At 71.4% G+C, this 21,260-nt stretch carries 25 protein-coding genes; 14 read left to right on the top strand and 11 right to left on the bottom strand.

The annotated features are described in order from the left end of the window. Positions 1-2: 2 nt before the first annotated feature. Positions 3-815, bottom strand: a complete 813-nt coding sequence (locus ACZ434_RS17870; RefSeq protein WP_468456919.1) for a class I SAM-dependent methyltransferase — start codon at positions 813-815, stop codon at positions 3-5. A 365-nt stretch (positions 816-1,180) separates the two neighbouring features. Here ACZ434_RS17870 and rpsA point away from each other — a divergent pair, with 365 nt between their 5' ends. The 4 genes from rpsA (at position 1,181) to ACZ434_RS17850 (ending at position 4,980) form a co-directional block, all read left to right on the top strand. Beyond that, the gene (gene rpsA / locus ACZ434_RS17865) at positions 1,181-2,674 is read left to right on the top strand and encodes a 30S ribosomal protein S1 (protein WP_468456759.1); all 1,494 of its coding nucleotides are present in this window, start codon (positions 1,181-1,183) and stop codon (positions 2,672-2,674) included. Between the two features lie 244 nt (positions 2,675-2,918). Then, complete coding sequence (locus ACZ434_RS17860) at positions 2,919-3,857, top strand: PAC2 family protein (RefSeq protein WP_468456757.1); 939 nt, start codon at positions 2,919-2,921, stop codon at positions 3,855-3,857. Between the two features lie 47 nt (positions 3,858-3,904). Continuing rightward, positions 3,905-4,549: a dephospho-CoA kinase gene (gene coaE / locus ACZ434_RS17855; RefSeq protein ID WP_468456754.1), complete on the top strand. Its 645-nt coding sequence runs from the start codon at positions 3,905-3,907 to the stop codon at positions 4,547-4,549. 50 nt (positions 4,550-4,599) lie between these two features. Further along, complete coding sequence (locus ACZ434_RS17850; RefSeq protein WP_468456752.1) at positions 4,600-4,980, top strand: tetratricopeptide repeat protein; 381 nt, start codon at positions 4,600-4,602, stop codon at positions 4,978-4,980. 34 nt (positions 4,981-5,014) lie between these two features. Here ACZ434_RS17850 and ACZ434_RS17845 read toward each other — a convergent pair whose 3' ends face one another. After that, complete coding sequence (locus tag ACZ434_RS17845) at positions 5,015-5,278, bottom strand: DUF6343 family protein (RefSeq protein WP_468456750.1); 264 nt, start codon at positions 5,276-5,278, stop codon at positions 5,015-5,017. 172 nt (positions 5,279-5,450) lie between these two features. Here ACZ434_RS17845 and ACZ434_RS17840 point away from each other — a divergent pair, with 172 nt between their 5' ends. Beyond that, positions 5,451-6,137 (top strand): class I SAM-dependent methyltransferase, encoded by a 687-nt coding sequence (locus ACZ434_RS17840; RefSeq protein ID WP_468456748.1) that lies wholly within the window; start codon positions 5,451-5,453, stop codon positions 6,135-6,137. A 94-nt stretch (positions 6,138-6,231) separates the two neighbouring features. Further along, positions 6,232-6,687 (top strand): DoxX family protein, encoded by a 456-nt coding sequence (locus tag ACZ434_RS17835; RefSeq protein ID WP_468456746.1) that lies wholly within the window; start codon positions 6,232-6,234, stop codon positions 6,685-6,687. Between the two features lie 108 nt (positions 6,688-6,795). Here ACZ434_RS17835 and ACZ434_RS17830 read toward each other — a convergent pair whose 3' ends face one another. Further along, positions 6,796-7,461: an RNA-binding S4 domain-containing protein gene (locus ACZ434_RS17830; protein WP_468456744.1), complete on the bottom strand. Its 666-nt coding sequence runs from the start codon at positions 7,459-7,461 to the stop codon at positions 6,796-6,798. Between the two features lie 112 nt (positions 7,462-7,573). Here ACZ434_RS17830 and ACZ434_RS17825 point away from each other — a divergent pair, with 112 nt between their 5' ends. Continuing rightward, the gene (locus ACZ434_RS17825; RefSeq protein WP_468456742.1) at positions 7,574-8,296 is read left to right on the top strand and encodes a uracil-DNA glycosylase; all 723 of its coding nucleotides are present in this window, start codon (positions 7,574-7,576) and stop codon (positions 8,294-8,296) included. 32 nt (positions 8,297-8,328) lie between these two features. Then, positions 8,329-9,309 carry a prolyl aminopeptidase gene (gene pip / locus ACZ434_RS17820; RefSeq protein ID WP_468456740.1) on the top strand — a complete coding sequence of 327 codons (981 nt, stop codon included), beginning with the start codon at positions 8,329-8,331 and terminating at the stop codon, positions 9,307-9,309. Between the two features lie 4 nt (positions 9,310-9,313). Here the strand turns inward: pip and ACZ434_RS17815 are convergent, their stop codons facing one another. From ACZ434_RS17815 to ACZ434_RS17805, 3 genes are all read right to left on the bottom strand, one after another. Beyond that, entirely contained in the window at positions 9,314-9,778 is a 465-nt protein-coding gene (locus ACZ434_RS17815) for a GNAT family N-acetyltransferase (RefSeq protein ID WP_468456738.1), read from the bottom strand. Beyond that, on the bottom strand, positions 9,775-10,194 hold the full coding sequence (locus ACZ434_RS17810; RefSeq protein ID WP_468456736.1) for a RidA family protein: 420 nt from the start codon (positions 10,192-10,194) through the stop codon (positions 9,775-9,777). The genes ACZ434_RS17815 and ACZ434_RS17810 overlap by 4 nt, the downstream gene beginning before the upstream one ends. Before the next feature lie 109 nt (positions 10,195-10,303). Beyond that, complete coding sequence (locus ACZ434_RS17805) at positions 10,304-11,443, bottom strand: glutathione-independent formaldehyde dehydrogenase (RefSeq protein WP_468456734.1); 1,140 nt, start codon at positions 11,441-11,443, stop codon at positions 10,304-10,306. A 157-nt stretch (positions 11,444-11,600) separates the two neighbouring features. On the opposite strand from ACZ434_RS17805, the gene ACZ434_RS17800 reads away from it, so the two are divergent. After that, the gene (locus tag ACZ434_RS17800; protein ID WP_468456731.1) at positions 11,601-11,789 is read left to right on the top strand and encodes a hypothetical protein; all 189 of its coding nucleotides are present in this window, start codon (positions 11,601-11,603) and stop codon (positions 11,787-11,789) included. Positions 11,790-11,839: 50 nt separating this feature from the next. Here the strand turns inward: ACZ434_RS17800 and glpK are convergent, their stop codons facing one another. Together glpK and ACZ434_RS17790 are read right to left on the bottom strand one after the other, a co-directional pair. Next, positions 11,840-13,363, bottom strand: a complete 1,524-nt coding sequence (gene glpK / locus ACZ434_RS17795) for a glycerol kinase GlpK (protein WP_468456729.1) — start codon at positions 13,361-13,363, stop codon at positions 11,840-11,842. 40 nt (positions 13,364-13,403) lie between these two features. Next, the gene (locus ACZ434_RS17790) at positions 13,404-14,237 is read right to left on the bottom strand and encodes an MIP/aquaporin family protein (protein WP_468456727.1); all 834 of its coding nucleotides are present in this window, start codon (positions 14,235-14,237) and stop codon (positions 13,404-13,406) included. A 208-nt stretch (positions 14,238-14,445) separates the two neighbouring features. On the opposite strand from ACZ434_RS17790, the gene ACZ434_RS17785 reads away from it, so the two are divergent. Next, positions 14,446-15,810: an amidohydrolase gene (locus ACZ434_RS17785; protein WP_468456725.1), complete on the top strand. Its 1,365-nt coding sequence runs from the start codon at positions 14,446-14,448 to the stop codon at positions 15,808-15,810. 182 nt (positions 15,811-15,992) lie between these two features. Continuing rightward, complete coding sequence (locus tag ACZ434_RS17780; protein WP_385052075.1) at positions 15,993-16,178, top strand: hypothetical protein; 186 nt, start codon at positions 15,993-15,995, stop codon at positions 16,176-16,178. 35 nt (positions 16,179-16,213) lie between these two features. Here ACZ434_RS17780 and ACZ434_RS17775 read toward each other — a convergent pair whose 3' ends face one another. Next, on the bottom strand, positions 16,214-16,654 hold the full coding sequence (locus ACZ434_RS17775) for a hypothetical protein (RefSeq protein ID WP_468456722.1): 441 nt from the start codon (positions 16,652-16,654) through the stop codon (positions 16,214-16,216). Next, positions 16,651-17,334, bottom strand: a complete 684-nt coding sequence (locus ACZ434_RS17770; RefSeq protein WP_468456720.1) for an ATP-binding protein — start codon at positions 17,332-17,334, stop codon at positions 16,651-16,653. Before ACZ434_RS17770 ends, ACZ434_RS17775 begins: the two co-directional genes overlap by 4 nt. Positions 17,335-17,567: 233 nt before the next feature. Between ACZ434_RS17770 and ACZ434_RS17765 the strand changes: the two genes are divergently transcribed. From ACZ434_RS17765 to ACZ434_RS17755, 3 genes are all read left to right on the top strand, one after another. Then, on the top strand, positions 17,568-18,428 hold the full coding sequence (locus ACZ434_RS17765) for a helix-turn-helix domain-containing protein (protein ID WP_468456718.1): 861 nt from the start codon (positions 17,568-17,570) through the stop codon (positions 18,426-18,428). Then, positions 18,429-18,713, top strand: a complete 285-nt coding sequence (locus tag ACZ434_RS17760; RefSeq protein WP_468456716.1) for a DUF397 domain-containing protein — start codon at positions 18,429-18,431, stop codon at positions 18,711-18,713. A gap of 96 nt (positions 18,714-18,809) precedes the next feature. Further along, complete coding sequence (locus ACZ434_RS17755) at positions 18,810-19,613, top strand: SAM-dependent methyltransferase (RefSeq protein WP_468456714.1); 804 nt, start codon at positions 18,810-18,812, stop codon at positions 19,611-19,613. 108 nt (positions 19,614-19,721) lie between these two features. On the opposite strand, the gene ACZ434_RS17750 is transcribed toward ACZ434_RS17755, so the two are convergent. Beyond that, positions 19,722-21,221 carry a glutamate synthase subunit beta gene (locus ACZ434_RS17750; RefSeq protein ID WP_468456712.1) on the bottom strand — a complete coding sequence of 500 codons (1,500 nt, stop codon included), beginning with the start codon at positions 21,219-21,221 and terminating at the stop codon, positions 19,722-19,724. Positions 21,222-21,260: the final 39 nt, after the last annotated feature.

The raw sequence follows: 21,260 nt of genomic DNA, 5'->3' as shown, positions 1-21,260 counted from the left end.
ACTCAGTCCCGTACACACACGAAGATCGCCGTCCCCGGGATCAGATTCCCGCGCAGCGGGGACCAGCCGCCCCACTCGGAGGTGTTCCAGGCTGGCCACGGCGGCTCCACCAGGTCCACCAGCCGGAACCCCGAGGCGACCACATCACGCACCCGGTCCCCGATCGTCCTGTGGTGCTCGACGTACACCGCGCGGCCGTCCTCGCCCTGCTCCACGTACGGTGTGCGGTCGAAGTACGACGCCGACACGCTCAGCCCCTCCGGGCCAGGCTCGTCCGGGAACGCCCAGCGGATCGGATGCGTCACGGAGAACACCAGCCGGCCGCCCGGCCGCAGCACCCGCCGCACCTCGCGCAGCACCAGCCGCGGATCGGCGACGAAGGGCAGCGCCCCGTACGCCGAGCAGGCCAGGTCGAAGGAGCCGTCGGCGAACGGCAGCGCCCCCGCGTCGGCGCACACCAGCGGGAACGGCCCGCCGATGCGCAGCGCGTGCTGCAACTGCCGGTGCGAGATGTCCAGGGCCACCGGACGCGCCCCCTGCGCGGCCAGCCAGCGCGAGCACTGCGCCGCGCCGGCACCCAGCTCCAGGACGCCGAGCCCCTTCAGCTCCTCCGGCGGGCCGAGCAGCTCCGCCTCCACCTCGTCCAGTCCCTCGGGACCCCACACGAAGCGGTCGTCGCCGAGGAACGTGCCGTGCTCGGTCTGGTACTCGTCCGCGTTCCGGTCCCACCAGCCCCGATTGGCGCGTGAGCTCTCCGTGACACCGGCCTCCCGCCGGGTCGCCTCCGGTTCGGGCGCTACGGGCTCTTGGATGATCGGCTCCCTCGTCGTACTCTTCCGTCCAGCCGGACCCCGGCGTGTCGCCGAAGGGTGTTCCTGGCCCCTGCGTGGCCTCGGATGACGGGAATTGTGCCGGTTATGCGGCGATCCGCCCCGGGTGGGCGGCTTCGCGCATTGACCCTGCCCGGCTGCCCCCGTATGCTACAAGTTGCGCTGCGAGCCTGCGCACCTCAGACGTAGCAGGCTGCGCTCGCATCTGTTGTATGTCCCCTCGGTTCTCGAGGCGTCGTCGCCAGTATCTGGCGGGGCGCTTCCTTGGCTGTCCGGCTTCTGCAGAGCGAAACGGGCTCCGGCGTAGCAGTACCTACGACTTCAATGTCCGTACCGGAGCCCTTTCCCACATGACGAGCAGCACCGAGACCACCGCCACCACCCCGCAGGTTGCGGTCAACGACATCGGTAACGAGGAAGCCTTCCTCGCAGCGATCGACGAGACGATCAAGTACTTCAACGACGGCGACATCGTCGACGGCGTCATCGTGAAGGTCGACCGGGACGAGGTCCTGCTCGACATCGGTTACAAGACCGAAGGTGTCATTCCGAGCCGCGAGCTCTCGATCAAGCACGACGTCGACCCCAACGAGGTCGTCGCCGTCGGTGACGAGATCGAGGCCCTGGTCCTCCAGAAGGAGGACAAGGAAGGCCGCCTGATCCTCTCGAAGAAGCGCGCCCAGTACGAGCGTGCCTGGGGCACCATCGAGAAGATCAAGGAAGAGGACGGCATCGTCACCGGTACCGTCATCGAGGTCGTCAAGGGTGGTCTCATCCTCGACATCGGCCTCCGCGGCTTCCTCCCGGCCTCCCTGGTCGAGATGCGCCGTGTCCGCGACCTCCAGCCCTACGTGGGCAAGGAGCTCGAGGCGAAGATCATCGAGCTGGACAAGAACCGCAACAACGTGGTCCTGTCCCGCCGTGCCTGGCTGGAGCAGACCCAGTCCGAGGTCCGCCAGACGTTCCTCACCACCCTCCAGAAGGGTCAGGTCCGTTCCGGCGTCGTCTCCTCGATCGTCAACTTCGGTGCCTTCGTGGACCTGGGTGGCGTCGACGGTCTGGTTCACGTCTCCGAGCTGTCCTGGAAGCACATCGACCACCCGTCCGAGGTCGTCGAGGTCGGCCAGGAAGTCACCGTCGAGGTCCTCGACGTCGACATGGACCGCGAGCGTGTCTCCCTGTCGCTGAAGGCGACCCAGGAAGACCCGTGGCAGCAGTTCGCCCGCACCCACCAGATCGGCCAGGTCGTGCCCGGCAAGGTCACGAAGCTGGTTCCGTTCGGTGCGTTCGTCCGCGTGGACGAGGGCATCGAGGGTCTGGTCCACATCTCCGAGCTGGCCGAGCGCCACGTGGAGATCCCGGAGCAGGTCGTCCAGGTCAACGACGAGATCTTCGTCAAGGTCATCGACATCGACCTCGAGCGCCGCCGCATCAGCCTCTCGCTGAAGCAGGCCAACGAGTCCTTCGGTGCCGACCCGTCGGCGGTCGAGTTCGACCCGACCCTGTACGGCATGGCCGCGTCCTACGACGACCAGGGCAACTACATCTACCCCGAGGGCTTCGACCCCGAGACCAACGACTGGCTCGAGGGCTACGAGAAGCAGCGCGAGGAGTGGGAGCGCCAGTACGCCGAGGCGCAGAGCCGCTTCGAGCAGCACCAGGCGCAGGTCATCAAGTCCCGCGAGGCGGACGAGAAGGCCGCTGCCGAGGGTGGCGAGGCCGCCGCTCCGGCCGCGTCCGGTGGCGGTTCGTACTCCTCCGAGGGTGGCGACCAGTCCGGCGCGCTCGCCTCGGACGAGGCGCTCGCCGCTCTGCGCGAGAAGCTGGCGGGCGGCCAGAGCTGAACGCTCGCCGCTGACGCCTAGCCGTTGACTGAGGGGCCGTACCTTTCGAGGTGCGGCCCCTCAGTGCTGCCCCCGAAGTGCTGCCCCTGAAGTGCTGCCCCTCGACGGGGGCAGCGGCCGACCGCAGCCCCGCCGCGGGCCTGTGGGGGCTTGTGGGGGCTTGTCGCGCACTTCCCCGCGCCCCCGGGAATGCCGGTGACGGGGGCCACGTTGTTGTGTACGGACACGAGGAGGAGCGGTCACTGTGCTTGATCCGCAGGGTTTGTACGCATGGGAGCCGAAGGGGCTCGGCGTCGTCGACATGGCGCTGGCCCAGGAGTCGGCCGGGCTTGTCATGCTCTACCACTTCGACGGATACATCGACGCGGGGGAGACCGGCGACCAGATCGTCGACCGGCTGCTCGACTCCCTGCCCCACCAGGTCGTCGCCCGGTTCGACCACGACCGGCTCGTCGACTACCGCGCCCGGCGCCCGCTGCTGACGTTCACCCGCGACCGCTGGAGCGACTACGAGGTGCCCGCCATCGAGGTGCGCCTCGTCCAGGACGCCACCGGAGCGCCCTTCCTGCTGCTGTCCGGTCCCGAACCGGACGTCGAGTGGGAACGCTTCGCCGGGGCCGTCCGGGAGATCGTGGAGCGGCTCGGCGTCCGCCTGTCCGTGAACTTCCACGGCATCCCCATGGGCGTCCCCCACACCCGCCCCGTCGGCATCACCCCGCACGGCAACCGGACCGACCTCGTCCCGGTGACCAGCACCGTCTTCGACGAGGCGCAGGTGCCCGGCAGTGCCGAGGCCCTCGTCGAGTACCGGCTCATGCAGGCCGGCCACGACGTCCTGGGCGTCGCCGCGCACGTACCGCACTACATCGCCCGTTCCCCGTACCCGGACGCGGCACTGACCGCCCTGGAGACCATCACGGCCGCCACCGGACTGGTCCTGCCCGGCGTCGCGCACTCGCTGCGCACCGACGCCCACCGCACCCAGACCGAGATCGACCGCCAGATCCGGGAGGGCGACGAGGAACTGACCGCCCTCGTCCAGGGCCTCGAGCACCAGTACGACGCCGCCGCCGGCGCGGAGACCCGGGGCAACATGCTCGCCGAGCCGGTGGAGATCCCGTCGGCGGACGAGATCGGCCGGGAGTTCGAGCGCTTCCTGGCGGAACGCGAAGGCGACATCTGAGGTCCCCCGGCCCGGGCGCGCCCCGGCCCGCGTCCTAGGCTGCTGCCATGCTGACAGTGGGCCTGACCGGCGGTATCGGCGCCGGCAAGAGCGAGGTGTCCCGGCTGCTCGTCGAGAGCGGGGCCGTGCTGATCGACGCGGACCGCATCGCGCGGGAGGTCGTCGAGCCGGGGACGCCCGGTCTCGCCGCGGTCGTGGACGCCTTCGGCGAGGAGATCCTGGCCGCGGACGGCAGTCTGGACCGGGCCCGGCTCGGCTCGATCGTCTTCGCCGACGCCGGGAAACTGGCCGTCCTCAACTCCATCGTCCACCCCCTGGTGGGCGCCCGCTCCCGCGCACTGGAGGAGGCCGCCGCGGAGGACGCCGTCGTCGTCCATGACGTCCCCCTGCTCACGGAGAACGGGCTCGCGCCTCTGTACGACCTGGTGATCGTGGTCGACGCCAGCCCCGAGACCCAGCTCGACCGGCTCGTGAGCCGGCGCGGCATGAGCGAGGCGGACGCCCGCGCGCGGATGGCCGCCCAGGCGACCCGCGAGCAGCGCCGGGCGATCGCCGACATCGTCATCGACAACGACGTCCCGCTCGACGAACTGGCACAGCGCGTCAAGGACGTGTGGTCCGAACTCGTCCGCCGGGCGCACGCAGCCGGATCGGAGCACCCGGAGCAGCAGCACCCGGAGCAGCCGGAATAGACGGCCCCGGCCGGGGCGTTGCACCTGATCAGCAAGGGAAGGATTCCGCCGTGCCCGAGACCAGTGGTCCGACCGGACGTACGCCGGAGACGCATGTCATCGACTTCCGTGCCGCCGAGCAGCTGCTCGCCTCACGGGACCCGCGGGGCGCGGTGAAACTGCTGGACGGCGTGATCGACGTCCACCCGGAGAACACCGCCGCGCGCCTGCTGAGGGCCCGTGCCTTCTTCGCGGCGGCGCAACTGCGCCCCGCCGAGCTGGAATTCTCCCTGGTCCTGGAGCGCGAGCCGGACAACGCCTTCGCCCACTTCGCGCTCGCCCGCACCTATCAGCGGCAGAACCGCCCGCACCCGGCCAAGCGCCACTTCCGGCTGGCGGCCGCCCTGGACCCGAACCCGGAGTATCTGAAGGCGGCCCGCTTCGAGGAGTGACGACCGCGCGCCACGGCCGCACGTCGCGCCCGCGCTACGGCCGGTTCCCCGGAGGGTCGTACGGGGGGACATCGCGCCCCGGCTGGTAGTGCGGTCCCTGGCGGAGGTGCCGGACCACGACGATCAGGTCGGCCGTGACCAGCAGCCACAGCGCCCCGCAGGCGAGCGCCCAGCCGGGATGTCCCGCGAGCGCGAACGCCATCGTCCCGGCGACCGTCCAGAGCACGCCCCACACGCTGAGCCAGAACCGCATCCGCAAGGGACTGCGCGCGGTCACCGGTTCACTGCCCGTACGCATCGTCCTCACCGCCCTTCCCGCCCCCACGACCTGCGCTTTTCGTCCTTCCAGGTACCCGATGCGGGGCGGTTCACCGGCCGGATGAAGACCGTCCCTCACTCGGACGGGTGAACCTGCCGCGGGTGGGAACGGGCGTGCGGAGGCGGTCCGTTGGACGGACATGGAGCTGAAAATGCGTGAGGGGTACGAGGGGACGGGACCGGGGGCGATCACCCCGGACGGCTGCGCGGTGGAGCTCTACTCGCGGCTGCCCGTCGGGGACGAGCCGGACGTCATCGCCGCCGCGGTGCCGGCCGGGGCGCGGGTGCTGGAGCTGGGCAGCGGCGTGGGCCGGGTGACCCACGCGCTGCTGGAGCGGGGCTTCGACGTCACCGCGGTGGACGAGTCGGCGCAGATGCTGGAGCGCGTGCGCGGGGCGCGGACGATATGCGCCTCCATAGAAGGACTGGACGTCGGAGAGACCTTCGACGTGGTGCTGCTCGCGTCCTTCCTGGTGCACGCGGGGGATGTCGAGGTGCGGCGGGGCATGCTGCGCACCTGCGTGCGGCATCTGGCGAAGGGCGGGTGCGTGCTGATCCAGCGGGAGGGCGAGGAGTACCACACCGATGTGCCGCGCGAGCGGGTCGACCCGGCGGGGTTCACCGTCCGGATCGTGTCGGCGGAGCCGGTCGGGGACGGGGTCGACTCGGTCCACGCGGAGTATGTGTTCCCGGACGCGGTCTGGACCCAGACGTTCCGCGCCCGGCCACTGACGAGGCAGCAGTTCGAGGAGGCACTGGGGGAGGAGGGTCTGACGGTGGACCGGTATCTGACGGCGGACAGGATGTGGGTGAGGGCGGTGCCGACGACCGCGGACTGATTGCACAACGCGCCCCGCCGAGCGATGAGTTCACGGTCGAGGGACGGTCTACCCCTGTGACAGCAGCACGGACCGCACCCCAGGAGAGACCCCCATGTCCGAGACCACCGCTCCCACCACGCCCACCGCTCCCACCACGCCCGCCGCCACCTCCGGATCCGCGCGCGGACGGCGTGCCCGTATCGCCCTGCGCGGAGTGCAGGTGCTGCTCGCGCTGTTCTACGCGCTCGCGAGCGCGCTGCCCAAGCTGATCGCCCACTCCTCGGCGGTCGCGCCCTTCGAGGAGATGGGCTGGGGTGATCCGGGCATGTACGCCATCGGCGTGCTCGAACTGGCGGGAGCGATCGGTCTGTTGGTGCCGGTCCTCCAGTCGGCGGCGGCGACGGGACTGGCCGCGCTGATGGTGGGCGCGTTCGTCACGCAGCTCACGGTGTTCGACGGTGAGAACGCGGCGACACCGATCGTCCTCCTGGTGCCGCTCGTCCTGATCGCCTGGGCCCGCCGGAGCCACACCACGGACCTGCTGCGACTCCTGCGCCACCGGGGGTGAGGCCAAGCCGGGAAGCACCGGCCCTTCCCCACGCCCGCCCGTCCGCCTGCCCGTCTGCCCGCCGGGCCGGCGCGGCATCCGGAACCACCGGCCCCGGCCGCGCCCGCCTCACGCGCGTGTCGATCCGCCCGATCCTCCGCCACGGGACCTACGCGCACCCTTGGCGTCCCGGCGCCCGGCGGCCGTACGCCGGTCGCCGGCTCTCCCACGGTCGCCGGAGCCCAGGTCGTCGGGGATGCCGGGCCCGCCGATCGGATCCGGCTCGCCGAGACCGAGCGGTGCGCCCAGTCCCCGCAGGCGTTCCATCTCGCGGCGGTCGCGCTTGGTCGGGCGGCCGGTGCCCCGGTCGCGGATCCCGGCCGGAGCCACGGCATCGCGGGGCGGGGGCGGCGGGGAGTTGTCGATGTAGCACTGGACCGCCACGGGCGCGCCCACCCGCTTGCGGATCAGCCGCTTGACGACGACGATCCGCTCCCGGGTCTCGGCCCGCAGCCGCACCTCGTCGCCGATGCGGACGGAGTGCGAGGGCTTCACCCGCTCGCCGTTCACCCGGACATGTCCGCCCCGGCAGGCCGCGGCACCGAGGGACCGCGTCTTGACCAGCCGCACCGACCAGATCCAGCTGTCGATCCGCACCGATTCGCCGTTCGGCGGACCGGCCGCCTCGGCGGCCGCCACCGCAGCGGCGATCTTGGGATCGGCCTCGTCCGCGCCACCCGCGCGATGCGTGGCCGCCCCGGCCGCCCTGTCGTTCTCCGCACCCTCGGACACCATGCCCCCGACCTTAGCCCGATCGTCCGATGGACCGTGCGGAGATTTCCGCGGGCGGCGCCACCTGCGGAACGGCCCTCGGCGCCGTTCCCCAGCCGGCCTCTACCGTGGAGCCATGGATCCCAGCGGCCTCTCCCGACTCGACCGGCGCATCGCCGGCTGCCGTGCCTGCCCCCGGCTGGTCGACTGGCGCGAGGAGGTGGCCCGTACCAAGCGGGCGGCGTTCGCGGACTGGACGTACTGGGGCAGGCCGGTGCCCGGGTTCGGGCCCCCGGACGCCAGGCTGCTGATCGTCGGCCTGGCACCCGCGGCGCACGGCGGGAACCGCACGGGCCGGATGTTCACCGGGGACCGCTCCGGCGACGTGCTGTACCAGGCGCTGTACGACGTGGGGCTCGCCTCACAGCCGACGTCCACGCACGCCGACGACGGACTGGAACTGTACGGGGTGCGCATCACCTCGCCCGTGCACTGCGCCCCGCCCGCCAACAAGCCCACCCCCGACGAGCGGGACGCGTGCCGCCCCTGGCTGGTGCAGGAGCTGCACCTGATGCGGCCGACGGTCCGGGCGGCGCTCGTGCTCGGTGCGTACGGCTGGCAGGCGGCACTCCCCGCGTTCGCCGAAGCGGGCTGGACCGTACCGAGGCCCCGGCCCGCCTTCGCGCACGGCGCCCGCACCACGCTCGCCGCCCCCGACGGCCCCGGCCTCCACCTCCTCGGCTGCTTCCACGTCAGCCAGCGCAACACCTTCACCGGCCGCCTCACCCCCGAGATGCTCAGGGACGTCCTGCGCACGGCGGCCGAGGCGGCGGGACTGGGCACCGCGGAAAGGGGATGAGCGGCCCCGGCCGGCGGCGATACCGTGCGCCGATGAGCAGATACCCCGAGATCGAACCGTACGACCACGGCATGCTCGACGTCGGTGACGGCAACCGTGTCCACTGGGAGACCAGCGGGAACCCGGACGGCAAACCCGCGCTGGTGCTGCACGGCGGCCCCGGCTCCGGCACCAGCCCGAACCTGCGGCGCTACTTCGACCCGGCCGCCTACCGGATCGTCCTGCTCGACCAGCGCGGCGCCGGCCGGTCCGAGCCCCCGGCGAGCGATCCCGCGACCGACATGAGCGTCAACACCACCGCCCACCTCATGGCGGACCTGGAGCGGCTGCGCGCCCACCTGGGCATCGAGCGGTGGCTGGTGTGGGGCGTGTCGTGGGGGTCGGTCCTGGGGCTGCGGTACGCGCAGACCCACCCCGGGGTCGTCTCCGAACTCGTCCTGACCGGAGTGGCCACCGGCTCGAACGCCGAAGTGGCCCTGCTGACCCGTGGACTGGGCACGGTCTTCCCCGACGCTCATGAGCGTTTCCTCGCCGGGCTGCCCGCGGGCGAACGCGACGGCAACCCGGCCGCCGCGTACAACAGGCTGCTGGAGTCGCCCGACCCGGAGGTCAGGGAGCGTGCCGCGCTGGCCTGGACCGACTGGGAGACGGCGATGATCCCCGCCCCGCCGGGCTCGGTCGAACGCTTCCGGGACCCGGTGTTCCGCCTGGGCTTCGCCCGTACCGTCACCCACTACTGGGGCAACGACCACTTCCTGGGCGCAGACGGAGGCCGGGGGCGGGACGACGACGAGGGTGTCGTCCTGCGCGACGCCCACCTGCTGAAGGGCATCCCCGGCACCCTGGTCCAGGGCAGCCTCGACTTCGGCAACCTCCTCGGCATCGTCTGGCGGCTCCACCACGCCTGGCCGGACAGCGAGCTGGTGATCGTCGACGAGGGCGGCCACGACGCGGGCGCGGCCGGTGACGCCGCCCTGGTGGCCGCGACGGACCGCTACGCCCGCCGCGCCTGACGCCTCACGGCCGCCACTCGTACCGCACGTCCGGCTCGCGCTCCTCGTTCCCCGAGCCGTCCGTCCACTCCACGGCCGTGAAACCGTGCCGTTCGTAGAAGCGGTGCGCGGGCGCGTTGACCTGGAAGGTCCACAGGGACAGTCCCGTGGGGCTGCGTTCCTTGGCCAGTGCCACGAACCGGTCGCCGACGCCGCGCCCGCGCCACCCGGGGTCGAGGTACAGCTGCTCCAGCTCCTCACCCTCCAGTACCAGCACACCGACGACACCCCCGCCCGCCGCCTCCGCTACCCACGTCTCACGCAGCGGCACCAGGACATGCCGGAAGTAGTCCCGGACCTCGTCGTCGGACCGGGGCCGGACCACGTCCGGCAGCGCGGCGGCGAAGGACCGCAGCCAGACTCCGGCCGCGGCACCGGCATCGGAGGCGACGGCCCGGCGCAGGACCACCGCCCGCTCACCGGCCGTCACGCGGCGGCCGGCCCGGGGTCCGGTACCACCGCCGTCGCCGTGATCTCGACGAGCTGCCCGGTGTAGCCGAGGCAGGCCACGCCGATCAGGGTCGACGAGTGGGGCCCGGTGCTCAGCCCGGACGCCTCGACGACGTCCCACACGGCGGAGAGCACGGCGGGCTCGGCGCTCACGACGTACACATCGGTCGCGACGACGTGCTCCGGCCCGCTGCCCACCGCCCCCAGCTGTTCCCCGAGGTTGGCGACGACCTGCCGGGCCTGCCGCACCGGATCCCCCTCGCCGACCAGCTTCCCGTCCGCGTCCAGCGGAACGGATCCGGCGAGGAAGGCCAGCCGGGTGCCCGCCTCGACGACGGAGACGTGGGAATAGGCGGGCGGCGGGAAGAGGGAGGGCACGGTGACGCGGTGGATCATGAAGGCTCCTGAACGGGAACGGTGGGCGGCCGACGCCGCCCACCGTTCCACCGCTCGGACCGTCCCCGCATCCGAATAACGCCGGGGCCTCACCGGCCGCCGCCGCGCGTTACGGGTGCAGGATCACCTTGGTGTAGCCCTCGATGCGCTTGTCGAACTTGTCGTAGGCCGACGGCGCCTGGTCCAGGGGCAGTTCGTGGGAGACCACGAAGCTGGGCGCCGCCCGGCCCTCGATGATCATGTCGCGCAGCTGCCGGTTGTAGCGCTTCACGTTGCACTGCCCCGTGCCCATCCGCAGGCCCTTCTCGAAGAGCTTGCCGACGGCGACGAGGAGCATGCCCTGCTTGGACTGCTCGTCGGGGGCGCCGGGGTCGGAGGGGACGTAGAGCCCGGGAATGCCGAGCATTCCGGTGGCCCGGACCGTACGGACCAGCGAGTTCAGCACGGTCGCCGGTTCCTCGCGGTCGGTGTCCCCGCCACCCGCCGACGCCTGGTAGCCGACGGCGTCGATGCCCTTGTCGGTGCCCATGCCCTCGGTCTGCGCGTGGATCTGCTCGACCGGGTCGCCCTCGGCGAAGTCGACGGGAACCGCGCCGATCTCCTCGGCCTTCTGCAGCCGCTCGGCGATCCGGTCCACGACGAACACCTTCCTCGCACCGCGCAGCAGCGCCGAGTAGGCGGCCATGAGACCGACCGGACCCGCGCCGTACACCGTGACGCTCTCGCCGGGGCGGACCTGCGCCAGTTCACAGCCGTGGTAGCCGGTCGGGAAGATGTCGGCGAGCAGGATGAAGTCGTTCTCGTGTTCCTTCCCCTCCGGCAGTTTCAGGCAGTTGAAGTCGGCGTAGGGGACCCGCAGGTACTCCGCCTGGCCGCCCTTCCACGGCCCCATGGCGACATAGCCGTAGGCGCCGCCGGGGAAGCCGGGGTTGACGGTCAGACAGTAACCGGTGAAGCCCTCCACGCAGTTGGTGCAGAACCCGCAGGCCACGTTGAAGGGCATGACCACACGGTCGCCCTTCTTGAGCGAGGTGACGCCCGAGCCGACCTCCGCGATCGTGCCCATGTTCTCGTGGCCGAAGGTGATGCCGGGCTCGGCGTTGGTACGGCCCTCGTACATGTGCAGATCGGAACCGCAGATCGCGGTCGAGGTGACCCGGACGATCACGTCGTTCGGATGCTCGATCGTGGGATCGTCGACTTCTTCGACGGCGACCTCGAACGGTCCCTTGTACACGACTGCCTTCATGGCTACGACCTCCACTCAATGGCGTACGTGTCCGGTGCCGCGCCTCTTCCGATGTCGTTCCGCGTGACCGATATCTCATGATTCTCCGGTCTGCCCTGGGGAGCAAGCCGGTAATGTCCCCATACGTATCGTCCGACGAGAACGGAGAGGGGCCGACATGGCGCAGCGGCTGGGAACCCTGCTCGTCCCCGTGCCCGGGCTGTCCGGCACCACCTACCCGCCGGGCACCACCGTGACCGTGCGCGGTCGCGGCGCGACGGTCGACGGGTTCGTGAACGGCGACTGGCTGCCGCTGTCGTGGTGGGAGTTCTCCGACGGCCTCCGCGAGGACATCGCCGACCGCTGACCGCGGCGCCCGTCCTGTCCCGTCCCCCGTCCGGCCCGTGCCCGGACCCGTCAGTCGTCGCTGACCCTGACCCAGTCGAGCGTGCGCTCCACCGCCCGCTTCCAGTCCTGGTAGCCCTCCTGGCGCCGCTCCTCGCTCCACTGCGGACTCCAGCGCTTCGACTCCTGCCAGTGGGTGCGCAGCTCGTCGGTGTCGGACCAGAAGCCCACCGCGAGTCCGGCGGCGTACGCGGCACCCAGCGCGGTGGTCTCGGCCACCACGGGACGGCTGACCGGCACGCCCAGCACATCGGCCTGGATCTGCATGCACAGGTCGTTGGCGGTGACGCCCCCGTCGACCTTGAGCACGTCCAGGTGCACACCGGAGTCCCGTTCCATGGCCTCGACGACATCACGGCTCTGGTAGCAGATCGCCTCCAGCGTGGCCCGCGCGATGTGACCGCCGGTGTTGTACCGGGCCAGGCCGACCATGGCGCCGCGGGCGTCGGAGCGCCAGTAGGGGGCGAACAGGCCGGAGAACGCGGGTACGAAGTACATCCCGCCGTTGTCCTCCACCGTCCGCGCGAGCTGCTCGCTGTCCGGGGCGCTTCCGATGATCTTCAGCTGGTCGCGCAGCCACTGCACGGCCGCGCCGGTGACGGCGATGGAGCCCTCCAGCGCGTAGACCGCGGGGCTGCCCGCGAACTGGTACGCCACCGTCGTCAGCAGCCCGCTGCGGGACCGCACCAGCTCCTCGCCCGTGTTGAGCACCAGGAAGTTGCCGGTGCCGTAGGTGTTCTTGGCCTCGCCGGGGGAGAAGCAGACCTGGCCGACGGTCGCCGCGTGCTGGTCGCCGAGTACGCCGGTGATCGGGACGGCGGCGCTCAGCGGCCGGGAGGTGCGGGCCGTGCCGTACGCCTCGGCGTCGGAGGAGGCGTGGATGGCCGGCAGCATCGCGCGGGGGATGCCGAAGATGCCCAGCAGGTCGTCGTCCCAGTCCAGGGTCTCGAGGTTCATCAGCATGGTGCGGCTGGCGTTGGTCACGTCCGTGGCGTGCACACCGCCGTTGGGCCCGCCGGTGAGGTTCCACAGCACCCAGGCGTCGGTGTTGCCGAACAGGGCGTGGCCCGCCTCGGCGGCCTCGCGCAGCCCGTCCACGTTCTCCAGCAGCCACTTGATCTTGCCGCCGGAGAAATAGGTGGCCGGCGGCAGACCGGCCTTGTGGCGGATGGTGTCGCCGTGCCCGTCGCGTTCGAGGGCGGCGGCGATACGGTCGGTGCGGGTGTCCTGCCAGACGATCGCGTTGTAGTACGGGCGGCCGCTGCGCGGGTCCCAGACCACGGTCGTCTCGCGCTGGTTGGTGATGCCGATGGCCCGCAGGTCGTCGGCGGTCAGGCCGCCGTCCCGCAGGGCGTTCTGGATCACCGTGTTGGTGCGTTCCCAGATCTCCACCGGGTCGTGCTCGACCCAGCCGGAGCGGGGCAGGATCTGCTGGTGCTCGAGCTGGTGCTTGGCCACCTCGTTCCCGGCGTGATCGAAGATCATGAAGCGTGTGCTGGTGGTCCCCTGGTCCACCGCGCCGACGAATTCGGGCATCGCTGCCACCTCTCCTGGTGTGACGACAGAGCCTGGGGATCTACGGTTCCTCGGTGGCGGGGCCTTCCTCCTGCGCCCCCGCCCTGGCGCTGATCACCGGCTTGATGATCAGGTCGTAGACGAGGACACCGGCGATTCCGCCGATGAGCGGGCCGACGATGGGGATCCACCAGTAGCCGCTGAACCACCCGAAGGTTCCTGGCAGGGCGATGTCGCCCCAGCCCTCGAAGTAGGTGAACAACCGGGGCCCGAAATCGCGCGCGGGATTGATGGCGTATCCGGCATTGGTGCCGAATGTGAGCCCGATCGCGACGACGACCAGGCCGATGAGGAACGGGTGGAGATTCGACAGGGGACCCACATTGCGCATGTCGATGAGGGCGCAGACGAGCAGGAGAAGAATTCCCGTTCCCACGATCTGGTCGAGCAGCGGGCCCCACCAGGAATCACCGAAGTATTCGGCGGGGAATGTGGCGAAGATGGAGTAGGTCGCCAGTGATTCGTCCCGCGCGAGTCCCGCCTGCGCGTCGGCCGCGTCGATGGCCCACCGGTAGCAGGCGTAGACGAGCGCGGCGCCGGCGAACGCGCCCACGAGCTGCGCCAGCCAGTACGGCAGCACCTTCCGCCAGGGGAAGTCCCTGCGGACGGCGAAGGCGAGCGTCACCGCCGGGTTGATGTGGGCGCCGCTGATGCCGCCGGCCACATAGACGCCGAAGACCACGGCGAGGCCCCAGCCCCAGGCGATGATCAGCCAGTTGGCCGGACCGAATTCCACGAACTGCCGTCCTGATCCGGGCAGGCCGACGACGGCGACCGCCACCGATCCGGCACCCAGTAGAAGCAGGACGAATGTCCCCAGGAATTCGGCGAGCATCTCGCCGCCGACACCTTCTTTGTAACCGCGACGACGTGGAGCTGCAACGCGTTCAGCCATCGGCTCTCCTCGGCAGGAATGGCACGGGCCTTTCCTCCCCCTGCCGGAAGCCTAGGTCGAACTCGATGCCCGGGCGCGCGGGGCGTCATATTTACTTCCAACAGCCCAGTCGCTCCACGTCCCCGCACACGCGTCGTACGTTGACGGGATGACACCCTCCGCCGGGCAGGACCCCGCCGACCTCGTCATCACCGGATGCGCCGTCCTCACCCACGACGATCAGGAACGGATCGGGTTCGCCCAGGACGCGGCCGTCGTCGTACGCGACGGAACCGTCGCGGAGGTGACCCGCACCGAGGATGTCGCGGCGTACGCCGCCGACGAGTGGATCGACGGCCGGGGACAGGTCGCGCTGCCCGGCCTGATCAACTGCCACACGCACGCCCCCATGGTCGCCCTGCGCGGCCTCGCCGAGGACCTGCCGACCGAGGAGTGGTTCAACGACGTCGTCTGGCCGGTGGAGGCCGACCTCACCGAACGGGACGTCGAACTGGGCGCGCGGCTCGCCTGCGCCGAGATGATCCGCGCCGGCGTCACCTGCTTCGCCGACCACTACTTCCACATGGACACGGTCGCCGCCGTGGTCGCCGAGACCGGCATGCGGGCGCTCCTCGGAGAGACGTACTTCTCCTCCCAGGGCGCCGGGGGCCGCGAGCGGTCGCTGGAGTTCGCGCTGCGCCACCGGGGCGCGGCCGGCGGCCGGATCACCACCGCCCTCGCCCCGCACGCCCCCTATACGGTCGACGACGCCGACCTCACCGCCACCGCCGCGCTCGCCCACGAGCACGGGCTGCCCGTGCATCTGCACGCCGCCGAGAACCGCGACCAGACGGACGCCTCCCTCGCCCGGCGCGGCCTCACCCCCGTCCAGGTCCTCTCCCGGACCGGCATCCTCGACACGGACGTGCTCATCGCCCACGGCACCGGCATCACCGAGGCGGACCTGCCGCTGCTGGAGCGTGCCGGGGGGCGGACCGCCGTGGCGACCGCGCCGCGCGGCTACCTGAAGTTCGCCTGGCCCGGCACCACACCCGTGCGGGCGCTGCGCGACATCGGCATCCCCGTCGGGCTGGCCACGGACGGGGCCGCCTCCAACAACTCCCTCGACGTGTGGGAATCCATGGCGCTCACCTCGCTGATCCAGAAGTCCACGGAAGGCGACCCCCGCTGGCTCACCTCCCGCCAGGCCCTGCACCACGCCACACTGCAGAGCGCCCGCGCGGTCGGCCTCGGCGACAGCGTCGGCGTCCTCGCGCCCGGCCGCCGTGCCGACCTCGTCCTCGTCGACCTCACCGGCCCGCACACCCAGCCCGTCCACGACCTCGCCGCGACCCTCGTGCACAGCGCCCGCGCCGCCGACGTCCGCACCACCGTCGTCGACGGCCGGATCCTCATGCGGGACCGCCGTCTGCTCACCATCGACGTGCCCGGGACGGTGCGGGAACTGGGGGAGCGGCTCCCCCGGCTGGCCGACCGCAGCCACGGCCGGCGGATCCAGGAGTACGGGAACTGAAGCCTCACCGCACGTGCGGTGAACGGTACCCGGTGTCACCGATTGCTCCGGAAGGACGAGAGCCCGCTCACACTTGACGGTGAACGGGTGTCAACTACGTCTCAGTACCGTCACCGGGCGAGGCGTTCGCCCCATGGTTGGCGTTTAACTCTACGAGTACAGCGCTACATGGAGGTGGCAGGGTGAACGGGCGAACGGTGCTCGAACGCTTTCCCGCAGGTGGACCGCGCGGCTCGTGGCCGGCGGAGGAGTTCGCGCACGCGCGGCGCCTGGAGGGCCTGCCCGCCGAGGTTGTCATGGACCTCGCGACCGACATGTTCCTGGTGATCGTCCGGGGGGACGGCGGCGGCGGTGATGTGGCGGCGTGACCGCCTGAGCGGACACCGGGGGCCGTGACGCGCGGTTACGCGGTGACCGGGCGGGACCAGGTGGGTGTGGTTCCCGTCAGGCGGCAGACGGCCAGATAGAGCGGTATCGGCGGGGTGTAGGGGAGCGTCCCGTCCGGGCGGTGGATCAGACCGGGCAGACCGGCGGCCCGGGCGTCGGGCAGGACCGCGCCGGTCGCGTAGTGCGCGGGGGCGGGCCACTCCAGGGCGTAGTCCGAGTCGGAGGGGACCAGCCACCACCAGTGCGCCTCATCGGCGTAGACGCACCCGACCCGGGGCAGCCGGGGCAGCACCTGCGGGCCGAGACGGGCGGGTACCGCCACGGCGTCGCAGCCCATCGGTGCCGTCATGCCGTCGGGGACCGGCAGGCGACGGGAGACGGCCCGGGGCCGCCGTCCGCGCTGGAGCCGGACCAGCGAGTCCAGGCTCAGTACGCCGGTGCCGGTGGCGCCCGTCACGCCGCTCCTCCGTTCCGGGGAGCCGTCGCCGGCCGGTGGAGGAGAGCGGTCCCCCCGGTGTCGCGGTCGCCGTGGTCGTCGGAGTCGTCGTGGCCGTCGTTGCCGTCGTCCGAGCCGCCGGCCGGGCCGGGCTTCGGGCGGGCGCCCCAGCCCAGGTCGTTGCGGGGCCCGGCGGGATCGCGCGGGGCGTCCGCCTTGTGCGGCAGGTCGGCCCAGACCAGCAGGCCGGGACCGTGCTCGTGGGCGCCCCAGGAATGACACAGCGCGTCGACGAGGAGCAGGCCCCTGCCGTGCTCGTCCTCCGGCTCCCGGCGGGTGTCGGCCCGCGGCCTGTCCGGTGCGCAGCCCTCGTCCCGCACGGCTATGCGGACCAGATCGCCGCCGTCGTGCAGCTCGCAGACTATGTGGCTGCTCGCCGTGTGCACGATGGCGTTGGTGACGAGTTCGGAGACGACCAGTTCCGCCGTGTCGCAGGTGTCCTCGCACACCGACCAGCCGGCCAGCCGTGCCCTCGTCAGGCGTCTGGCCTGAGCCGGGGACCCCGGATGAGCGGCCAGTTCGAAACGGAACCGGCGCTCGGCGGCGTCCCCCGAAGGGGTGGGTGCCGAGGTGGCGCCGAGGCCGATGGAACCTGCGGCGGCGTCTGTTCCTAAGGGCGCGGACGGAATCACGCTTGCCACTATCGCCCCGCCGTGAACACTTGGCAAGTGTCACTCTGAAAAATGCAGAGTGCTGTGTGACGGTCTGGACGGCCGTGGCACACTGCTCGCAACAGCACCTCGCGCGGCGCCAGTTGGGATCGCCGAAGATTTGTTCGAACGAACGTTCGGATCGAATGAGCCTTCGAATCGGTCTTCGAATGGCGCCGCCGGGCTGTGAGCATTTGTTCGAGGAAGTTCGAGGGAGGTGGAGTGTGAGTGAACCCCGGTCCGCGCCGACGGTGGGGCAGGTCGTCCTCGGCCGGCGCCTGCTGGACCTGCGGGAACGCGCGGGACTGAAGCGCGAGGAGGCCGCCCGCATTCTCCGGGTCGCCCCCGCCACCGTGCGCCGCATGGAGATGGCCGAGGTCGCGCTCAAGATCCCGTACCTCCAGCTGCTGCTCAAGGCGTACGGCGTGGCCGACGACGAGGCCGACGCCTTCGTGCAGCTCGCGGAGGACGCCAACCGCCCCGGCTGGTGGCAGCGCTTCCACGACATCCTTCCCGGCTGGTTCTCGATGTACGTCAGCCTGGAGGGCGCCGCCACCCTCATCCGCAGTTACGAACCCCATTTCGTCCCCGGAGTGCTCCAGACCGAGGACTACGCGCGCGGCGTGCTGCGCTCCGGCGCCATAGGGCAGACCCGGCCCGAGGACATCGAGCGCCACGTCGATCTGCGCATGCAACGGCAGGAACTGCTCACCCGTAAGGACGCGCCCCGGCTGTGGGTGGTGATGGACGAGACCGTGCTCCGCCGCCGGGTCGGCGGCCCGGAGGTGATGCGTGCACAGATCGACAAGCTGCTCGAGGCCACGAAGCTGCCCAATGTGACGCTGCAGGTCGCGACCTTCGCCGGCGGGCCGCACCCCGGTACGTACGGGCCGTTCGTGCTGTTCCGATTTGCCATGCCCGAACTGCCGGACATGGTCTACAGCGAGTACCTGACCGGCGCGGTCTACCTGGACGCGCGCACCGAGGTGGCGACCCACCTCGAGGTCATGGACCGCATGGCGGCGCAGGCCGCTACGGCACATCGCACGAAGGAGATCCTCCGGGATCTCCGCAAGGAGCTGTGAATGGAACTCATGGAGTCCCGGAAGTCCCTGTCCCCGTCGCGGGTCCGCACCGAGCGGATCTACAACGGCATGCCCGCGCGGGAACTGGGCAGCGAGGGCTGGCACAAGCCGTGGAGCGGTGGCAACGGAGGAAACTGCCTGGAGGCGATGAAGCTCGACGACGGCCGCATCGCCGTACGCCAGTCCACCGACCCGGACGGACCCGCGCTGATCTACACCTCCGCCGAGATGACGGCCTTCATCGAGGGAGCGAAGGCGGGAGAGGCGGACTTCCTGCTGACCTGAGCCCTGTTGTTTCCTCTTCTGACCTTCTGACCTTCTGACCTTCTGACTTGGCACTGACTTGACCGCTAACAGTTGCAGAGACTTACGGAGTCCCTCATGACCGGGCAGCACCCCGTGGAGATCGACACGAGCAGGCCGCACCCCGCGCGCATGTACGACTGGTACCTCGGAGGCAAGGACAACTACCCGGTCGACGAGGCCATGGGCCGGCAGATGCTGGCCCTCGACCCCCGGGTGCCGGTGATGGCCCGGGTGAACCGCGCGTTCATGCAGCGGGCCACGCGCCTGCTCGCCGGGCAGGGCGTACGGCAGTTCCTCGACATCGGCACCGGCATCCCCACCGAGCCCAATCTGCACCAGGTGGCCCAGGAGACCGTCCCCGACGCCCGCGTCGTGTACTGCGACAACGACCCCATCGTCCTGGCCCACGCGGCGGCGCTGCTGCGGGGCACGGAGGAGGGGGCGACCGAGTACCTCCAGGCGGACGTGCGGGACCCGGAGACCATCCTGGAGGGTGCGCGGAAGGTCCTCGACTTCAACGAGCCGATCGCGCTGTCCCTCATCGCGCTGCTCCATTTCGTCCCCGACGAGGACGGCGCCCACCGGCTGGTGGGACGCCTGATGTCCGCGCTCCCCTCCGGGAGCCACTTGGTCCTCACCCACGCCACGGCCGACTTCACTCCCGAGGAGTCGGCGGCGGCCACGGCGAAGCTGAAGGCCGCGGGCGTGACCCTGGCCCTCCGCTCACGGGAGGAGTTCACCCGCTTCTTCGACGGCCTCGACCTGGTCCCGCCGGGAGTCAGGGTCCCCCACGAGTGGCACCCGGACCTGGGCGACCCCGTACCGGGCCAGTCCGACGGGGTCATCCCGGGCTACGGAGCGGTGGCCCGGAAACCGTAGCCGCGCGGGGAGCCGTGGTCCGGCACGGTTCCCGCGGCCCGTCGCTCCCCCGTCCCGGGCCCCGGCCGGCGGTCGTCCGGGGCCCGGGACGGGGGAGCGACGGGCCGGTCACGCCGTCATCGGACGGTCGTACGGCCCGACCGGCGCCGGCAGCCGCGACCGGCCGCCGGTCAGATACCCGTCCACCGCCGCCGCCACGGCCCGCCCCTCCGCGATCGCCCACACGATCAGCGACTGCCCCCGGGCCGCGTCCCCCGCCGCGAAGACCCCCGGCACGTTCGTGCCGAAGTCGGCGCCCCGCGCGAGGGTGCCCCGGGGCTCCAGCGACAGCCCCAGCCCGGCGATGAGCCCGTCCCCCTGCCCGGGTCCGGAGAACCCCAACGCCAGCAGCACCAGATCCGCCCGCACCGACCGCTCCGTCCCCGGCACGGGCCGCCGGCGCGAGTCGACCCCGACCACCTCCAGCGAACACACCCGCCCCCGCGCTCCCTCACCGTCCCCGACGAACCGCAACGTCGACGCCGCGAACATCCGGGCGTCCGCGTCCGCCGCCGGAGCCAGCCGCAACCCGTCCACTTCCTCATGCGCCGCGGACACCCGGTACACCTTCGGATACGTGGGCCACGGCTCCGCGTCCTCGTCACGTGACGCACCCGGCCGCGCGTAGATGTCGAGCTGGGTCACCGACGCCGCCCCCTCCCGCACGGCCGTCCCCACACAGTCCGCCCCCGTGTCACCCCCGCCGACCACGACCACGTGCCGGCCCGCCGCGGACAGCGGAGACGACCGCAGATCCCCCTCGCACACCCGGTTGGCCAGCGGCAGGTACTCCATCGCCTGGTGGATCCCCGCCAGCTCCCGCCCCGGCACGGGCAGTTCACGCCACGCGGTCGCCCCGGTGGCGACGACCACCGCGTCGTACCGTGCCCGCAACTCCGCCGCGTCCACGTCCCGCCCCACCGTCGTGGACGTACGGAACCTCGTCCCCTCCGCCCGCATCTGCGCCAGGCGCCGCTCCAGATGCCGCTTCTCCATCTTGAAGGCGGGGATGCCGTACCGCATCAGCCCGCCCGGCCGGTCGTCCCGCTCGTACACGGCGACCGTGTGCCCCGCCCGCGTCAGCTGCTGTGCCGCCGCCAGCCCGGTGGGGCCCGAACCGATGACCGCGACCGTGCGTCCCGACAGCCGCTCCGGCGGAGCCGGCGGCACGAAACCCTCCTCCCACGCCCGGTCGGCGACGGCGCACTCGACGTTCTTGATGGTGACCGCCGGCTGATCGATGGCGAGCACACAGCCCGCCTCGCACGGTGCCGGACACAACCGCCCCGTGAACTCGGGGAAGTTGTTGGTGGCGTGCAGCCGCTCCGCCGCCGCCCGCCAGTCCTCCCGCGACACCAGTTCGTTCCACTCGGGAATGAGATTGCCCAGCGGACAGGCGTCGTGGCAGAACGGGACACCGCAGTCCATGCAACGGCCCGCCTGCGCCCCGACGATCGGCAGCAGCGCACCGGGGACGTACACCTCGTCCCAGTCGCGGACCCGCTCCGCCACCGGCCTGCGCGGCCATTCCTCACGGGGCGTGGTCAGGAATCCCTTGGGATCGGCCATGGCCGTCTTCCTCTGCGTGCGCGGGTGACAGGCCGTGCG

The sequence above is a fragment of the Streptomyces sp. NPDC030893 genome (assembly GCF_055571535.1).
Note: the sequence above shows the minus strand (reverse complement) of the source record. Positions and strands in the feature narration are given on the sequence as shown.

What these genes read in the sequence shown, in the direction of transcription:
- rpsA (WP_468456759.1), top strand. Translation starts at nt 1,181, where the DNA reads ATGACGAGCAGCACCGAGACCACCGCCACCACCCCGCAGGTTGCGGTC.
- coaE (WP_468456754.1), top strand. Translation starts at nt 3,905, where the DNA reads ATGCTGACAGTGGGCCTGACCGGCGGTATCGGCGCCGGCAAGAGCGAG.
- ACZ434_RS17845 (WP_468456750.1), bottom strand. Translation starts at nt 5,278, where the DNA reads ATGCGTACGGGCAGTGAACCGGTGACCGCGCGCAGTCCCTTGCGGATG.
- ACZ434_RS17840 (WP_468456748.1), top strand. Translation starts at nt 5,451, where the DNA reads ATGCGTGAGGGGTACGAGGGGACGGGACCGGGGGCGATCACCCCGGAC.
- ACZ434_RS17835 (WP_468456746.1), top strand. Translation starts at nt 6,232, where the DNA reads ATGTCCGAGACCACCGCTCCCACCACGCCCACCGCTCCCACCACGCCC.
- ACZ434_RS17830 (WP_468456744.1), bottom strand. Translation starts at nt 7,461, where the DNA reads ATGGTGTCCGAGGGTGCGGAGAACGACAGGGCGGCCGGGGCGGCCACG.
- ACZ434_RS17825 (WP_468456742.1), top strand. Translation starts at nt 7,574, where the DNA reads ATGGATCCCAGCGGCCTCTCCCGACTCGACCGGCGCATCGCCGGCTGC.
- pip (WP_468456740.1), top strand. Translation starts at nt 8,329, where the DNA reads ATGAGCAGATACCCCGAGATCGAACCGTACGACCACGGCATGCTCGAC.
- ACZ434_RS17810 (WP_468456736.1), bottom strand. Translation starts at nt 10,194, where the DNA reads ATGATCCACCGCGTCACCGTGCCCTCCCTCTTCCCGCCGCCCGCCTAT.
- ACZ434_RS17805 (WP_468456734.1), bottom strand. Translation starts at nt 11,443, where the DNA reads ATGAAGGCAGTCGTGTACAAGGGACCGTTCGAGGTCGCCGTCGAAGAA.
- ACZ434_RS17800 (WP_468456731.1), top strand. Translation starts at nt 11,601, where the DNA reads ATGGCGCAGCGGCTGGGAACCCTGCTCGTCCCCGTGCCCGGGCTGTCC.
- glpK (WP_468456729.1), bottom strand. Translation starts at nt 13,363, where the DNA reads ATGCCCGAATTCGTCGGCGCGGTGGACCAGGGGACCACCAGCACACGC.
- ACZ434_RS17790 (WP_468456727.1), bottom strand. Translation starts at nt 14,237, where the DNA reads ATGCTCGCCGAATTCCTGGGGACATTCGTCCTGCTTCTACTGGGTGCC.
- ACZ434_RS17785 (WP_468456725.1), top strand. Translation starts at nt 14,446, where the DNA reads ATGACACCCTCCGCCGGGCAGGACCCCGCCGACCTCGTCATCACCGGA.
- ACZ434_RS17760 (WP_468456716.1), top strand. Translation starts at nt 18,429, where the DNA reads ATGGAACTCATGGAGTCCCGGAAGTCCCTGTCCCCGTCGCGGGTCCGC.
- ACZ434_RS17755 (WP_468456714.1), top strand. Translation starts at nt 18,810, where the DNA reads ATGACCGGGCAGCACCCCGTGGAGATCGACACGAGCAGGCCGCACCCC.
- ACZ434_RS17750 (WP_468456712.1), bottom strand. Translation starts at nt 21,221, where the DNA reads ATGGCCGATCCCAAGGGATTCCTGACCACGCCCCGTGAGGAATGGCCG.